The following is a 15,265-nucleotide window of genomic DNA, read 5'->3' on the forward strand; positions in this document are numbered from 1 at the left end:
AAGATGCATTTCAATTTTATTTTGTTGGATATTTTAAATTTAAAGCCTGTAAAATTGCCCAGGTTTCGGCATCCATAATTCCATTATAATTTTGAGGCCTGAAATGATATTGTAAAGCTTCAATTGTTTTTTTTGTAGCATCGTCCCACTTTCCGTTCGGTTGTATATCATAGCCAAATTTTTGTAACGAAGTCTGTACCAAGAAGATAAAGGAAGGCTCATTATACCTTGTCACAAGATCCGATTCTGCTGCATTATAAAAGCTTTGCTTTGTTGTCTCATCATACCACATTCCTATTTGGTATTCATTATATAATTTTTTCCATGGGAAAAGTGGCCCGGGATCCTGTTTTCTTGTAGGAGCAATATCCGAATGTGCCAAAACATTGGTTGGTGGAATCTGGTATCTTGTAACAATATCTTTTGCCAAAGCTGCCACTTTTCTCACCTGTTCATCGTTGAAAGGCTCGAATACTTTCACACCTGCTGAATCAGTTTTATAGCCCATATTTACAATTTCTATCCCGATAGAAGTGTCATTTAGGTTTTTATCGTTACGCCAAGAACTTATTCCGGCATGATACGCACGTTTATTTTCATCAACTAACTGATAAATTTCTTTATCCCCTAAATTATTTACGAGATAATGCGCACTTACCGATTGCTGCGTAAGTACAGTAACAGATTTATCATCTGGCAAAACGGTATAATGTAATATCAGATATTTCTGTCTGAAATTTTGAGCAATTGCAGGGAAATAAGTTTTCACAACTTTATATCCGGCCGGTTTTGCCGAAACAATTGAGCCATAACTTGCTGTGTTGTCATTTTTTGTGACATCTGCAATATTTGCAGTAAAAAATTCTATACCTCTTTCGTTAGTAATCTGCGGCTTCGTTTTTTCCTGAATCGGCGATTTTACAGCTGTTTTAGGCTGTGTCACTGCCGTTTTAGGCTTACTTACAGTCTTTTTAACGTTTTTCTGTGGAGCGCACGAAAATACGAACACACTTAAGCCGATGATATATAATGTTTTACGCATTAGTTTAAATTTTTAATCGTTTATTCCCTCAAAAATACACAATTTTTTTGTTAAAATTATTTGGTAAATAAAGAAATCTATTCTATATTTGCACTCGCAATAACGGAATAGTGATCATTAAAATATAAAGATAAAGGAGGGTTGCCAGAGTGGTTAATGGAGCAGTTTGCTAAACTGTCGACGCGAAAGTGTCGCAAGGGTTCGAATCCCTTACCCTCCGCTTTCTTTTCCTAACAATATAATTCGGGGCGTAGCGTAGTCCGGTCATCGCGCCTGGTTTGGGACCAGGAGGTCGCAGGTTCGAATCCTGCCGCCCCGACTGTTTTGGTAATTTTCTCAAAATTACACAATGGGTGCGTAGCTCAGCTGGATAGAGCATCTGCCTTCTAAGCAGACGGTCAAAGGTTCGAATCCTTTCGCGCTCACACAAGACTCACAATTTTTTGTGAGTCTTTTTTGTTTTAAGAATTGATAAAAGCTTTTGGTTATAGCTAAAAAAAAGATTTACACTTAAATAATATTTTATCAATTTTTACTTTTTTAATTAGCAAAAACATCATATATTTGCACCCACAAAAAACGAGATAATATCGTTTAGATGACCTTAATCGGGGCGTAGCGTAGTCCGGTCATCGCGCCTGGTTTGGGACCAGGAGGTCGCAGGTTCGAATCCTGCCGCCCCGACTGTTTTTTGGTAATTTTTTCAAAAATTATTTAATGGGTGCGTAGCTCAGCTGGATAGAGCATCTGCCTTCTAAGCAGACGGTCAAAGGTTCGAATCCTTTCGCGCTCACTTAAGGAGACACTATTTGTATAGTTGTCTCTTTTTTTATACCAATAATTATCTTTGAATCCTTCATAAAGAAAAAATAGAGTTTGGCAATTTGCCCAACTCTACTATTAAAGGTTTGATTTTCTAAAAACTTAAAGTTTGATCCTTTTTCTTAAAAGCTATCAAGCATAATTTTATTAATTGACGGCCGCCTCTTTGCCAAATTTTTTCAGCGTTAGAAAATGCGAGCGTAATGCAGATAAAAAGCTCTTATTTTCAATATAAGGCAAATTGAACTCCATTGCTGTCTTTTTCACAATGACAGAGATTTCTCCATAATGTATATGACAAACTTTAGGAAACAGATGATGCTCGATCTGCCTGTTCAATCCTCCAAGGAAAAATGCCGCGAGCTTATTGTGCGTTGCAAAATTTGCTGTTGTTCGCATCTGATGCTCCGCCCAGGCTTCTTCCATCTGTCCAGTTTCATTAGGCATCGGGAAATTAGTACCTTCAACAACGTGAGCTAGTTGAAACACCAATCCCATCGTCAATCCTTCGGCTATATGTAAAAGCAGAAAACCGATCAGAAACTGCCACCAGCTTACATCCAGCACCAATAGCGGCAATACAATAAACAGAAAGTAATAAAGCGCTTTATAGAAAAATAAATTGAAATACTCCAACTTAGGATGTTTGTTCTGATGCGCACCAATTTTTTTCTGAAAAAACTTCACATAATCCTTCCGGAACACCCATGACAGGGAGGCCAGACTGTAAAGCGGAAAGGCATACCAATGCTGGTATTGTTGAATCCTGTTCACTTCGTCTTCTTCAGCAATCCGGATCAATCCCGGCGCTACCTCAATGTCTTCATCGTGCCCGGGGATATTTGTATAGGTGTGATGAACTACATTGTGGGTGATGCTCCAAACGTATGGATTAGCACCGATCAGATTAAAAATAAACCCGAACAGTTTATTCACTTTTTTATTACCGGAAAGCGCACCATGTATAGCATCATGACATACATTGAAGCCGACAAAGGCACTAAACATACCTAAAACCGCCGCAAGTGGCAAGAGCGTCCACGTAGGCAAAAGGCCCGAAATGATTAAAAGGTAAATTCCAGCGAACCCAGCAAGGAAAAACACCGTTTTGCCCCACATATGGCCATTGGCATGTTGACTTAATTGTTGCTGAATAAAAAATTGATCGACTCTGCTTCGGACGGTTGCATAAAAGCGTGAACCGGAAGCGGATGAGAATTTTACTTTTTGTGACATAAAATATCATGTTTGTCTACTTAACGCGAACAAACAGATGTGTTAAAATCGGGTGTTGGAATAAGGAGAAATATTGAGTTTTCCGGCACATTACCGGATTGTATACAAATATAACGCATTAATTGCTCGTTTATTATAGTTGCATAGAATAATCTTTTCAGATCCACGAAAAATAGCAATCAGTAATGATTTTAATTTTGTAGACTTCTATATTGAGAATTAATATTAATTTCATAAAAAAAAACGCCTCAAAAAAAGAGACGTTTAAAATAAGTATAATTCTTTATTATTTGAATTCTTCAATTGATTTATTGATTGCATCAATTTGAGGATTGATATCCGAAGCTTTTTGAGGATTCTGTTTCAGCAGTTCCATTTTCTTGCTCAACCCGCTTTTCAGCATTTGTGAAATCATCATTTTCACCTGCGGATTATCTCCCATCTGACTTTTTGCCTGACTTAGAATCTTCGTAATACTTTCAGTAGCCTTTAAATTATCAGAACTCATAATCCAGTTGAATCCTTCTTCAGCTACTTTTCCCAATTCAGGATTCTGAAACTTTATGAAAGGATAAAATGCAGCAATCGGTGCAATATTTGCCATTTGAGAGGTTACTTTATTCTTCACAACAATTGGTAATAATTGAGTAAGCATTTCTTCAGAAGCACCTTCCAGATCAATTTTATCAGCCAATGTATTCGCTTTTGAAGGATCAATTGCCAATAAAGCTCCTAAAGAATTTCCTTTTACAGAATTAGAAACTGCATTAATTCCTTTTTCAAAAACCAGAAGATATTTTTTATCTTTAGTTTTAGCCAAAGCATTAATAGCAGCGGCCTGCACCAAAGTTTTCGGGTCATTATTTGCCAATTTCTCAACTTCAGATCCTAAAGTTTTCATTTGCTCAGCATTTGATAAATCCATTAATTCCAATGCCTTGATTCTTACTCTGAAATATGGATCTTTTAATGCCGCAGCCAACAACTTTGTAGCAGAAGAATTTTTTCCAACCTGGTCTTTAATTCCTTCCAAAGCACTGTATCTGCTTTTAAACTCTTTAGAATTTGTAAACTGAAGGAAATATTGTTCAGGAGTTTTTGTATCTGTAATGTCTGCCACTAAAACTCCGTCTGCATTGATGTTCACCAAATCTGCATTTTTCGAAACATCAAAATCAAACGTGTTTTTTGCCTCAGCATTTACCCACACATTGTATCTTTTTGGCTTTCCGTTGTCATAAACATCGATGGCTAAAGGAAACTGAAATGGCTGCTCCTGAGTTTGATTGATTGTAACTGTAACCTGCTTTTTAACAGGTTCAAATGTATAAGAATAAGTCAGTTTTGGATTTCCGCTCCCGAAAAACCACTGATTAAAAAACCAATTCAAATCTTTTCCTGAAACTTTTTCAAAAGAAAGTCTTACGTGATGAGCTTCCGCATTTTTATATTCGTTTGTTTTCAGATAATCTGACATTCCTGCAAAAAACGCATCGTCTCCAAGATAGTTTCTCAGCATATGAAGGATTCCGCCGCCTTTTTGATAAGTCACCAAATCGAAAACATCTTCACGAGATTCGTAATCAAATCTTACCAGATCTTTTTTAAAATCGGAAGGATTATGAATATAATGATTCACATCCACCATCTGATGATAATCTGCCTGGTCTTTTCCGTATTTATATTCGTTCCAAAGGTATTCTGAATAATTGGCAAAAGACTCGTTCACTGTTAAATTACTCCAGCTTTCTGCCGTTACCAAATCTCCAAACCAATGGTGAAACAATTCGTGTGCAATTGTATCTTCCCACTTATTTTCGTCAATTAATTGTCCTGGTTTTTGCAGAATATCACTTCCATGAAGCGTTGCAGTTGTATTTTCCATGGCACCGCTCACATAATCTCTACCCGAAATCTGCGCATATTTTGCCCAAGGATAATCGTAGCCCAATTTTTTAGAGAAAAACTCCATCATTTCCGGCGTATTTCCATAAATCTGCTTTGCATACGGCTCATATTCCTTTTCAATATAATAATCTACAGGAATATTTCTCCATTTATCTTTTACTACCGCATAATCTCCAACTCCCATGAAGAACAGATATGTGGAATGTTTTTTATCCATCACCCAATGATCGGTTCTCAAACCGTTGGCTTCTTTTTGAGAGTTTTTTAAAATTCCGTTGGAAAGCGTCACATATTTATCAGGAACGGTCATATAAATTTCCTGAGTGGTCTTCTGATTCGGCTTATCAATGGTTGGGAACCACGCTGATGAAGATTCAGTTTCGCCCTGAGTCCAGATTTGAGTAGGCTTGCCTTCTTCTTTTCCCTGAGCATTGATAAAATACAGACCTTTTGCATCATTGATGGCTGCACTCCCCTCCTGCTTCACTTCGTTCGGACGTGAAGTATATTTTATATAAACCGTATAATCTTGATTTCTCGTGTATGTTTTATCTAGATTGATCTTTAAAACATCATTTTTATAATCATACTTTAAAGGAGATTTTTTACCATTGTTATCTAAAGCCACCTCGTGAATCAGCATTCCTTTTGCGTCCAGAATCAATTCGTTTGTAGGATAAAAATAAGGTGAAGCCGTCAACCATTCTTCGCCATTCATTTGCTCTTTTTGATAGTCAAAATTCACTTTTAGCTTGGTATGTTTCAGCTCTGTAAGCTTTGTATGGGTTGCTCTGTACACTTTTTCTCTACCCGAAGTTGCGGTTTGAGCAGATACATTTCCGGAAAAAAGTGCTCCGAGAATTGCAATAGATAAAATGACTTTCTTCATGTTTAATTTATTATTTCTTTGAATTGCTTTTTGTTAAAATATCGAAAATATCGTTGACTAAAGTTTCATAATCTCCCTTTTTCAGTTGTTCTTTGGTTTTGGCAAATGCTTTTTTAAGCTCACTTTCCGGATTTTCTTCGTCAATGATTTCTATTGAGTTGACACCTTTTACCTGAAGCAATAGCTCTTTCAGCTTTTCGGCATCCGTATTTTGATCGATACTAATCTTGATTGATTTCATAATGAATAAGTAGCAGATTTAGATTGAAAGTTACAAAAAAAGTGAAGCTTCCTTACTTCACCTTATATTGATTTTTATATACTTTTAAATAGCAACAGGCGCTTTAATTCCAGGGTGCGGATCATAATTTTCTAATGTAAAGTCTTCAAAATTAAAGTCAAAAATATTCTTGATTTCAGGATTCAGTTTCATTACAGGAAGCGGCTTTGGATCTCTGGAAAGTTGTCTATTAACCTGTTCGAAATGATTGTTGTAAATGTGAACATCACCAAAGCTGTGAACATAATCCCCTACTTCAAGGTCACAAACCTGCGCAACCATCATCAAAAGCAAAGCATAACTTGCAATATTGAAAGGAACGCCCAAGAATACATCTGCACTTCTTTGGTAAAGCTGAAGCGACAATTTTCCGTCGGCTACATAAAACTGAAACAAAGCATGACAAGGCGCCAAAGCCATATTTGGAATTTCCGCCACATTCCATGCAGAAACAATTAATCTTCTCGAATCAGGATTTTTTTTAATCTGATCAATCACTTCTGTAATCTGATCAACAATTTTACCGTCTGCACCGTTCCAGCTTCTCCACTGAGCTCCGTAAACAGGACCTAAATCACCATTTTCGTCAGCCCATTCATCCCAAATACTTACGCCGTTGTCGTTTAGGTATTTTACATTTGTATCACCTTTCAGAAACCAAAGCAATTCGTAAATAATTGACTTCAAATGCACTTTTTTAGTCGTAACCAAAGGAAAACTTTCCGACAAATCATATCTCAGCTGATATCCGAAAACACTTCTTGTTCCTGTTCCGGTACGGTCGGTTTTATCGGTTCCGTTGTCTAAAATATGTTGTAAAAGGTCTAAGTAATTTTGCATTTTGAGAGCTTATTTCAAGGTTCAAATTTAGAAAAAAGTAACTTAAAAAACTATTAAAAAAGCATCCATTTTCATGAATGCTTTATTTTGAATTTACGCAGTTTTCTATTAAACAGCTGTATATCCTCCATCAACAAGATAATAACCTCCAGTCATGAATGATGACTTTTCAGAACTTAGAAAAAGAACTAATTCTGCAACCTCTTCTGATGTACCAAGTCTTCCCATAGGATGTTTCGCTATCAAAGCATCTCTATGCTCCTTGTCAAGCTGATTCAATAATGGTGTATCGATATATCCGGGACCCACCGCATTACAACGGATATTTTTTTGTCCATATTCAGCACCTATATTTTTCGTTAATCCAACAACGGCATGCTTGGTTGAAGTATATGCTGAAGAAAGTGGTGCTGCAACCGTTCCGTGAATCGAAGCGATGTTGACGATTACTCCGCCACCGTTTTTCTCCATTTGAGTAAGTTCATATTTGCATCCGTAAAAAACGCCATCAAGATTGATGTCGATTACTTTTTTCCAGCCATCAAGACTGTAATCTCCGGTTTGACTGGCTTCACCGCCGATTCCTGCATTGTTGCAAGCAATATCCAATCTTCCGTACAACTCAACGGTTGATTTTATCAATCCTTCCACTTCTTCTGCTTTTGATGTATCAGCTTTTACGAAAGAGGCTTCACCTCCTTCAGATTTGATTTTTTCTACCGCTTCTTTACCGTGCTCTACATTAATATCTGACACGATAACTTTTGCACCTTCTTTTGCGTATAATTGGGCAATGGCCAATCCAATTCCTGATCCGGCTCCTGTCACTAAAGCAACTTTATTTTGTAAAATTCCCATATTGATAAATTTTTATTTTAACAGCTAATTTAAGGCCAAAAGTTCAAATGCTTCAAAAGTAAGCAATAAAGTTTTCTTAATTTCTATCAGTAAATGTTAATCAGAATATCACCTAGCAAAAACAATCAGAAATAAACTTTTAATTTTCATTTTACAAAGATTAGCTACCAAATATTCTCAATCGTTTGATGAGTATTATTTATGGAAAATGTTTCTTTTATTTTCTTGCCAAACATCGCTTTTGCCAAAGGAGATTCGCTGGAGATCGTCATGACTTTTAAGCTTTCAAAAACGATTTCGCCAAGAGATGCCGAGATATAAAATAGTCCTTTATCTGTTTTTACCAAAGCTCCATTCTGAACTTTTGAGCAGGTTTCAATACTTAACTTTTGAAGAAAAGCCTGTTGATTTAATGATTCATTCAGTTGTCTTTGAATATTATTGATTTCCTGTTGCAGCATTTCGCGGCCGGTTTCATATTTATCACCCATCGAGCTTTTTGTATCGTTGCTTGAAGCTCTGGTTTCGGCAATGAGATTTTCAAAAGTCTGAATTTTTTGGAAAATTTTATCTTTTAAAATATTTAATATTTCTTCTTTATTCATTAGTTTTAAGTGGAATTAACTATCTAAAATAGAGATTTATTTATTATTGCAAATAAAAGCAGACCAAAGCCTGCTTCAATTAATTTTTTAAAAGTATAAATGCAATATTATTTCTCAAATACAGCAAAATCTGAAACTTTAAAATTAAAATCTTTATCTGTACCGAAATCTCTTTTTGATCCGTCAAAAACGTTTTTAAAACTTCCATTTAAATGTTCATCCTGAATACTGAAGTTGACCGGTTCTTTAGAAAAATTTAAAACAACGAGCACTTCATCTTTACCATTTTTTCTTATATAAGCAAAAATTTTATCATTGGCTGTTGTATTCAAAAGATAGGTTGAAACAGCGGAATCGCCGCCTCTTAAAGCAGGATTTGTGGATTTTAAATCTAATAATGTTCTGTAAAAATCTGCCATTTCATATTTACCGTTCCATTCGATTGGATCTTTCTCAAAAAATTCAAGCCTTTTCAAATTAGGAAGTTCTTGTCCTGAATACAAAAGAGGAACGCCGTTCCAAGTAGCTGAAAACACGGCCATCGGTTTTGTAATGTCGCCGTATTTTTCGTATTCCGTGCCGTTCCATGAATTCTCGTCGTGATTAGTTGTGAACCAGGCGCGCATTGAAGAATCTCCAATTGCGGAATATTTTTTCAGTAAATCTGTCAACTCACTTATCGGCTCGTTATTTTTGTAATAATCGGCAGATTTGTGCATCCATTTCCAGGAATAGCTGGCATCGAACACTTTACCGTGCTCCGGATTTTCCAGCTCATCAAACTCTCCAAGCCAAAAAAGTGGCTTTAATTTTTCCAGTTCGGGTCTTGCCTGCTGCCAAAAATCGACCTCAACCCATGCCGCCAAATCACATCTGAAACCATCAATATTGGTTTCTTTCACCCAAAATTTCATGGCATCAATCATAGCTAATCTCATTTCCTGATTTTTGTAATCCAATTCGATAATATCGTCCATCCCTGATGCGATGTGAAACTTTCCGTCTGGATCTTTCAGATAAAATTCGGGATGAGTTTTTGTCCAGACATGATCCCAACCCGTGTGATTTGCAACCCAGTCGATAATCACTTTAAAACCTAATCGATGCGCTTCATTCACAATATTTTTAAAGTCATCCATTGTCCCAAATTCCGGATTGACGGAAGTATAATCTGCAGCCGCATATTGGCTTCCCAATGTTCCTTTTTTATTTTGTTGGGCAATTGGAGTGAGCGGCATAAACCATAATGTTTTCACGCCCATTTTTTTGAGACGCGGCATTTCTTTTTCAAAAGCTTTAATTGTTCCTTCCTGAGTATATTGTCTTAAATTGACTTCATAAATATTGGTGGTATGTTTCCATTCTGTAGGTAAATCCATATTTTTCTTGGTATTTTGAGAGGTACAGGACATAATGCCCAAACTGATAATTGCAATTAAAATTAATTTTTTCATCTTTTTAATTTGAACAAAAATAAGAATTGTGGCTGAATAAATCCAGCAATAAAAAACCCTGAATGTGAAAATTCAGGGTTGTATGTTTAAATTCTGTCGTCTTCGCCGTCATCATCGTCCTCAAAAACATCATCATTATAGTCATCGTCTTCGTCATCATCAAAACTTTCGTCTTCGTCTGCAAAACTAGTGGTTGCGCCAAAGTCTTCATCAAAACCGAAATCATCTTCCAGGAGAGGCATTACAGACTTTTTGTTTTTAGAACCTCCATTTCCGCTTTTTCCGGGTGCTTTCAAAGGTGCATTTCCGAATCTGTAAACCGTGATAGGATAATTGACACCTTTTGTCTCATCAATTATTTCCACAAGCTCACAGAAAAATTCCCAAAGATCAAGCAGACCATATTGAAACTGAGCCTTAACACCAGCGGATTCAAATGCTTCATCGATGTAAACATCTGACATAATTTCGCCATCGCCATCATCACTCATATCTTCCAGCGGAACACTTTTTACGATAGTGCCGTCCTCTTCCAAAAGGTTAAAAGCAGACAGCTCATCTCCACTGAGATTGAATGCACTTTTTATTCCCAAATGCAAATTCCAGAGCGTCTGTTTCCCTTTAATTTCAATATCTCGGAAAATATCTTCTTTTGTATCTAATATTACACGGATTTTGTAAACCATATCATTTATTCCAATTACTTTTTTTGCCTTTTTATCTTTGATAAATTATGTTGCAAATATATAATAAATGAGATTTCACAAAAAATATTTAATGACTTTTTAGAATATTTTTTTTGCTTACATTTTTGGGGCGTTTATTTACTTTTTTCGAGCATAAAGCTAAATTTTGCGCCTTCCAGATAAACGCTTTCCACCGTAATGTTTTCGTTATGAGCTTCTAGAATATGTTTTACAATGGCAAGGCCCAATCCAGAACCGCCCTGTCTTCTGCTGCGGCTGGTTTCCACGCGGTAGAATCTTTCAAAAATTCTTGGCAGAAGCTCAGATTTTATTCCCATTCCGTTGTCAATGACTTCGATCAGAACTTTATTTTTGAGCACACTTGTTTTCACCACCACTTTTGCTTCCTGCCTGTTGGCATAATGAATGGCATTGGAAATAAGATTGATAAAAACCTGAGAAATTTTCTGCTTGTCGGCCTCTACAAATATCTGGCTGTGCAGTGTCTGCAGCTGTAAAACCGTATTGTTTTTTTCGGCTTCAAGATCGAGAAGATCGAATATTTCTTTAATAAGGATATTAACATCAAATTTTGATATGGTAAGATTGATTTCTCCAGCCTCGAGCCTATTGATCATATCAAGATCATTTACAATCGCAATAAGCCTTTCCACAGAAATCGCTATTCTTTCGAGATATTTGTCTCTGATCACAAGATTCTCAACACCACCTTCGCGAAGCGTCTCAACATATCCCTGAATCGAAAAAAGCGGCGTTTTCAGCTCGTGAGAAACGTTTCCGATATATTCTTTTCGGTAGCTTTCCATTTTCTTCATCATATCCATTTCCGTGACTTTCTGCTGGTTAAAATCAGAAAACCTTTCACCCAATTCTTTTAAGGTGATATTCTGCTCTTTATCATAAGCAATTTCTTCGGGAAGAATCTTGGAAATATTGCGGATCTGCTTTTTGGCATAATAACTGAAAAGTAACTCCAAAACAATATAATTGACGATAAACATTACAATAATGCATATCAAAAAACCAATTTTGAAGAACGAATTCTGATAATACTTTTGATTCAGCAAATCAAATATGATTACTAAAGCAAGCATCACCATCGTCAGCAGTGAAGATGAAATAAAACTAAGCCTGTAAAATTTCAATTTTACAAAATTTAAAGGTTAATTGTAAAGATAGGATTTTTGAACTAAACAATCAGTTTGTATCCAATTCCTTTTAAAGTCTGAATGGTGTTGATTCCTAATTTTTCTCTCAGCCTTCTGATGTGTACATCGATTGTTCTTTCGCCCACGATGACATCATTACCCCAAACTCTTTCTAAAATCTCTTCTCTTTTGAATACTTTTTCGGTGTTTGAAGCTAAAAGATACAGTAAATCAAATTCTTTCTTCGGAAGTAAAAACTGCTGTCCGCTTTTAGAAACTCTAAAGTTGTCCTTATCTATTACCAAATCTCCGACTTCAATTAATTTCGCATTATCAGAAACCTGAGAAGTCAACTGTAATAAAGCGTTTACTTTTGAAATCAAAATTTTCGGTTTGATAAGCTTTACTATATAATCATTGGCTCCGGCCTGAAAACCTGCCAACTGAGAAAACTCTTCACTTCTTGCCGAAAGGAAAACAATAAGGCTTTTTTGAAGTTCTTTTATTTTACGCAGTTCCTGACAAGTTTCGATACCGTCTTTTTCTGGCATCATGACATCTAATAAGATAAGATCCGGGATAATTTCTTTGGCTTTCTCTATACCTTCGTTTCCGTTTGTAGCGGTAGTAACATCGTAGCCTTCTTTTTCTAAATTGTATGAAAGAATTTCAAGAATATCCAGTTCATCATCAATTAATAGAATCTTTTTTTGGTTCATTTTCAAATTTTACAATCCAAAGTTAACAAAATTTAAATAATACAACCGATAATATATTTTCGTTTACATAAACTTAATATTAATAGGAGTTTATTAATATTTAGTTAAGAAAAATTTAAATTTCGCTAAACCATTTACCCCACATTTCTTTTATTCCTTTGCACCGAAAGTAATTAGTAAAAAAAGAAATGAATTTTAGAAAACTAAGTATCGCTGTTTTGTTCCTTACAACATCCGGAACTTTATTTTACGCTCAGGAAACTGACACCGTAAAAAATGAAAAGAAAATTGAAGGAGTTGTCATTCAGGGCTCAACAAAAAAAGGAACGGAAGCTAATATTATCAGCGTACAGAGAAAATCTGTGGAAGTTATAGAAAGAGTAGGATCTGTACAGCTTGAAAAACAAGGCGTAGGTGACGTTTCTATAGCGGTAACTAAAGCGACTGGATCACAAAAACAGGAAGGAAGCGGACAAATCTTCATCCGTGGATTGGGTGACCGTAACAATTCTACAACGATAAACGGACTTCAGGTTCCGTCAAACGATCCGCTATTCAAAAACATTGATCTGAGCATCATTAAAACCGACATGATCGATTTTATTGGTCTGGAGAAAGTATATAATCCTCGACTTTGGGGAGATATGTCCGGAGCTAACGTTGATATTGTAACGAAAGTATACACCGGAAAGCCTTATTTTAAAGTGAATTTGGGTTCTTCCGTAAACTTTAATGCAGTTCAGAAAAACAACTATTTCTTACAAGACGGACCAAACTACTTTGGTTCTGAAATACTTAAGAAACCTTCTAAAAATGCTGTTTTAAACAGAGGCTATGTTTTCACAACTTCTTTAAAAAATCAGGAGATTAATAATCCTATAAACTCTGCTCTAAGTTTTGATTTTGGCACCAACTTTAAAATTGGTGAACAAGGAAAATTAAGCATTTTTGGATACGCTGGCTTTGATAATAGTTATGATTATTTTCAGGGAATTACCGGAGGATCATTTGATACCGCAAAAGGTCCAAACAAAATCTATGACAATTCTGAAGAATTTAAATATACTACGAACACCACAGGTTTAGTAAATATTAATTATAAGATTAATCCTAATCACAACATCAATTTATCTTCAAACTACATTCACACTACCGAGCAGAAACTTGGTCATTATAATGGATACAACAGAGATTATTATGATGTAGACGTTTCTCAGGAAAGATATGTTACTCAATTGAGACGTGCAACATACAGAACCAATGATTTATTGGTCAACCAATTGAGAGGTGAGCATACTATTACAGAGCCATTAAAAATCAGCTGGAATATTGGGTACAACAGACTCGACAGCAGAAGACCAGACAGACAGCAAAATGTAACAATTTACGATAAGCTGAATGACACCAGTTTCTTTGCTAGTTCTAACCCAGGAGCCAACAACAGATATTATGACAGGTTATTGGAAAATGATTTTGTAGGAGATCTACATGCAGATTACAAACTAGGCGAAAAAGCTAAAATTACTTTAGGATACAGCGGAAGATATAAGGACAGCGATTTTAAAGCAACTCAGTACAACTTTAGAATTCTTCCGGTACAAGGATCTTACTTTGTTGATCCCAACAACTACGATTCTTTCTTCAACAATGCCAATTATCAGTCGGGTGGATTCTTTGATATCGTAACGTTCAGAGGTGACATCAAAGCTAACGAAAATGCTTTTGTCCCTCAGTATTTCACATCTGAAATTATGAACAATGCAGGATATTTGAATGTAGATTACAAGTTCTCTGAAAAACTTACAGCACAGGTTGGCGTACGTTATGATAATCTGAAACAGGAAATTATATACAACACTGCTCTATTTGCTGACGGAGGAAAAGTAAACAAAGATTATTCAAAAATTTTACCGGCATTCAATGTAAAGTATAGTCTGAATGATAAGCACAACTTCAGATTGGCAGGTTCAAAAACATATACGACTCCATTACTACTTGAAGTTGCACCTTTCGAATATGAAGATATCGATGAATCAAGCATTGGTAACAGAGACGCTTATCTTGCAGATAATTACAATGTTGATTTGAAATGGGAATGGTTTCCAAAGAAAAACGAATTGATTTCACTTACTGCCTTTGGTAAAATGATTGAAAACCCATTGGCAAGAGTGGTAATCGCATCATCTTCAAATTCAGTTTCTTTTATAAACGTTGGCGACAGAGGTAGAGTTTTTGGTTTGGAAGCAGAGGTAAGAAAAGACATCTATGATTCTGGTAAAACAAGATTATACACCTTCTTAAACGGTACATATCTTAATACAGAACAAGATCTTGATGATCAAAAAGTAACACGCGAAAACAGAAACAGTAAGTTCAGTGTAAACTTCAATTCAGATAAAGATAAAATTCAGGGAGCTTCAGAATTTTTAGCGAATGCAAACTTAGGTATAGAGCAGAAATGGGGTAATAAAAACACAATGGATTTTGTAGTTTCTTACTCATACATCTCTGATAATGTTTACGCTATCGGTACTTTAGAAAAAGGCAATCTGGTAGACAAAGCATTCAGCACATTAGATGCAACCTTAAAAATCAAATTAGCCAACGGAATGGGCTTTTCTGTGAACGGAAGAAACCTACTCAATCCTTACTTCACAAGGGTTCAGGATAACAGCGTAGGTGAGCAGGTTTCAAGAAAATATAAAAGAGGATCTGGTATAGGAGCCAGCGTTTCTTACGAATTCTAAATAAAAAATA

At 35.8% G+C, this 15,265-nt stretch carries 12 protein-coding genes and 5 tRNA genes; 6 read left to right on the forward strand and 11 right to left on the reverse strand.

Annotated elements, in window-relative coordinates:
* Positions 1-16: 16 nt before the first annotated feature.
* Positions 17-1,042, reverse strand: a complete 1,026-nt coding sequence (locus AC6CHK_RS14140; protein WP_498097239.1) for an N-acetylmuramoyl-L-alanine amidase — start codon at positions 1,040-1,042, stop codon at positions 17-19.
* A gap of 135 nt (positions 1,043-1,177) precedes the next feature.
* Here AC6CHK_RS14140 and AC6CHK_RS14145 point away from each other — a divergent pair.
* From AC6CHK_RS14145 to AC6CHK_RS14165, 5 genes are all read left to right on the forward strand, one after another.
* Positions 1,178-1,262, forward strand: a tRNA-Ser gene (locus AC6CHK_RS14145).
* A gap of 24 nt (positions 1,263-1,286) precedes the next feature.
* A tRNA-Pro gene (locus AC6CHK_RS14150) sits at positions 1,287-1,361 on the forward strand.
* 32 nt (positions 1,362-1,393) lie between these two features.
* Positions 1,394-1,467, forward strand: a tRNA-Arg gene (locus tag AC6CHK_RS14155).
* 184 nt (positions 1,468-1,651) lie between these two features.
* A tRNA-Pro gene (locus tag AC6CHK_RS14160) sits at positions 1,652-1,726 on the forward strand.
* A 35-nt stretch (positions 1,727-1,761) separates the two neighbouring features.
* Positions 1,762-1,835 (forward strand) — tRNA-Arg (locus AC6CHK_RS14165).
* A 176-nt stretch (positions 1,836-2,011) separates the two neighbouring features.
* On the opposite strand, the gene AC6CHK_RS14170 is transcribed toward AC6CHK_RS14165, so the two are convergent.
* The 10 genes from AC6CHK_RS14170 to AC6CHK_RS14215 form a co-directional block, all read right to left on the reverse strand.
* Positions 2,012-3,100 carry a fatty acid desaturase family protein gene (locus AC6CHK_RS14170; RefSeq protein WP_498097241.1) on the reverse strand — a complete coding sequence of 363 codons (1,089 nt, stop codon included), beginning with the start codon at positions 3,098-3,100 and terminating at the stop codon, positions 2,012-2,014.
* Between the two features lie 286 nt (positions 3,101-3,386).
* Entirely contained in the window at positions 3,387-5,897 is a 2,511-nt protein-coding gene (locus AC6CHK_RS14175; RefSeq protein ID WP_498097242.1) for a M1 family metallopeptidase, read from the reverse strand.
* Between the two features lie 10 nt (positions 5,898-5,907).
* Positions 5,908-6,138 (reverse strand): hypothetical protein, encoded by a 231-nt coding sequence (locus AC6CHK_RS14180; RefSeq protein WP_498097244.1) that lies wholly within the window; start codon positions 6,136-6,138, stop codon positions 5,908-5,910.
* Positions 6,139-6,222: 84 nt separating this feature from the next.
* Positions 6,223-7,017 carry a thymidylate synthase gene (locus AC6CHK_RS14185; protein ID WP_498097245.1) on the reverse strand — a complete coding sequence of 265 codons (795 nt, stop codon included), beginning with the start codon at positions 7,015-7,017 and terminating at the stop codon, positions 6,223-6,225.
* Positions 7,018-7,125: 108 nt separating this feature from the next.
* Positions 7,126-7,875, reverse strand: coding sequence for an SDR family NAD(P)-dependent oxidoreductase (locus tag AC6CHK_RS14190; protein WP_498097247.1), 750 nt, complete (start codon positions 7,873-7,875; stop codon positions 7,126-7,128).
* Between the two features lie 164 nt (positions 7,876-8,039).
* A complete protein-coding gene (locus AC6CHK_RS14195; RefSeq protein WP_498097249.1) occupies positions 8,040-8,480 on the reverse strand; it encodes a hypothetical protein in 441 nt (146 codons plus the stop codon).
* 107 nt (positions 8,481-8,587) lie between these two features.
* A complete protein-coding gene (locus AC6CHK_RS14200) occupies positions 8,588-9,934 on the reverse strand; it encodes an alpha-amylase family glycosyl hydrolase (RefSeq protein WP_498097251.1) in 1,347 nt (448 codons plus the stop codon).
* A gap of 86 nt (positions 9,935-10,020) precedes the next feature.
* Positions 10,021-10,620, reverse strand: a complete 600-nt coding sequence (locus tag AC6CHK_RS14205) for an IS1096 element passenger TnpR family protein (RefSeq protein WP_498097252.1) — start codon at positions 10,618-10,620, stop codon at positions 10,021-10,023.
* A 134-nt stretch (positions 10,621-10,754) separates the two neighbouring features.
* The gene (locus tag AC6CHK_RS14210; protein WP_498097253.1) at positions 10,755-11,786 is read right to left on the reverse strand and encodes a sensor histidine kinase; all 1,032 of its coding nucleotides are present in this window, start codon (positions 11,784-11,786) and stop codon (positions 10,755-10,757) included.
* A gap of 44 nt (positions 11,787-11,830) precedes the next feature.
* Positions 11,831-12,508: a response regulator gene (locus AC6CHK_RS14215; RefSeq protein ID WP_498097254.1), complete on the reverse strand. Its 678-nt coding sequence runs from the start codon at positions 12,506-12,508 to the stop codon at positions 11,831-11,833.
* A gap of 188 nt (positions 12,509-12,696) precedes the next feature.
* Between AC6CHK_RS14215 and AC6CHK_RS14220 the strand changes: the two genes are divergently transcribed.
* Entirely contained in the window at positions 12,697-15,255 is a 2,559-nt protein-coding gene (locus tag AC6CHK_RS14220) for a TonB-dependent receptor domain-containing protein (protein ID WP_498097255.1), read from the forward strand.
* The last annotated feature ends 10 nt before the right edge of the window (positions 15,256-15,265 follow it).

The organism is Chryseobacterium sp. GQ58 (assembly GCF_059758895.1).

Bases quoted from the DNA above. Each gene is read 5' to 3' on its own strand.
- AC6CHK_RS14140 (WP_498097239.1), bottom strand. From the start codon at position 1,042: ATGCGTAAAACATTATATATCATCGGCTTAAGTGTGTTCGTATTTTCG.
- AC6CHK_RS14190 (WP_498097247.1), bottom strand. From the start codon at position 7,875: ATGGGAATTTTACAAAATAAAGTTGCTTTAGTGACAGGAGCCGGATCA.
- AC6CHK_RS14200 (WP_498097251.1), bottom strand. From the start codon at position 9,934: ATGAAAAAATTAATTTTAATTGCAATTATCAGTTTGGGCATTATGTCC.
- AC6CHK_RS14220 (WP_498097255.1), top strand. From the start codon at position 12,697: ATGAATTTTAGAAAACTAAGTATCGCTGTTTTGTTCCTTACAACATCC.
- AC6CHK_RS14215 (WP_498097254.1), bottom strand. From the start codon at position 12,508: ATGAACCAAAAAAAGATTCTATTAATTGATGATGAACTGGATATTCTT.
- AC6CHK_RS14185 (WP_498097245.1), bottom strand. From the start codon at position 7,017: ATGCAAAATTACTTAGACCTTTTACAACATATTTTAGACAACGGAACC.
- AC6CHK_RS14180 (WP_498097244.1), bottom strand. From the start codon at position 6,138: ATGAAATCAATCAAGATTAGTATCGATCAAAATACGGATGCCGAAAAG.
- AC6CHK_RS14170 (WP_498097241.1), bottom strand. From the start codon at position 3,100: ATGTCACAAAAAGTAAAATTCTCATCCGCTTCCGGTTCACGCTTTTAT.
- AC6CHK_RS14175 (WP_498097242.1), bottom strand. From the start codon at position 5,897: ATGAAGAAAGTCATTTTATCTATTGCAATTCTCGGAGCACTTTTTTCC.
- AC6CHK_RS14205 (WP_498097252.1), bottom strand. From the start codon at position 10,620: ATGGTTTACAAAATCCGTGTAATATTAGATACAAAAGAAGATATTTTC.
- AC6CHK_RS14195 (WP_498097249.1), bottom strand. From the start codon at position 8,480: ATGAATAAAGAAGAAATATTAAATATTTTAAAAGATAAAATTTTCCAA.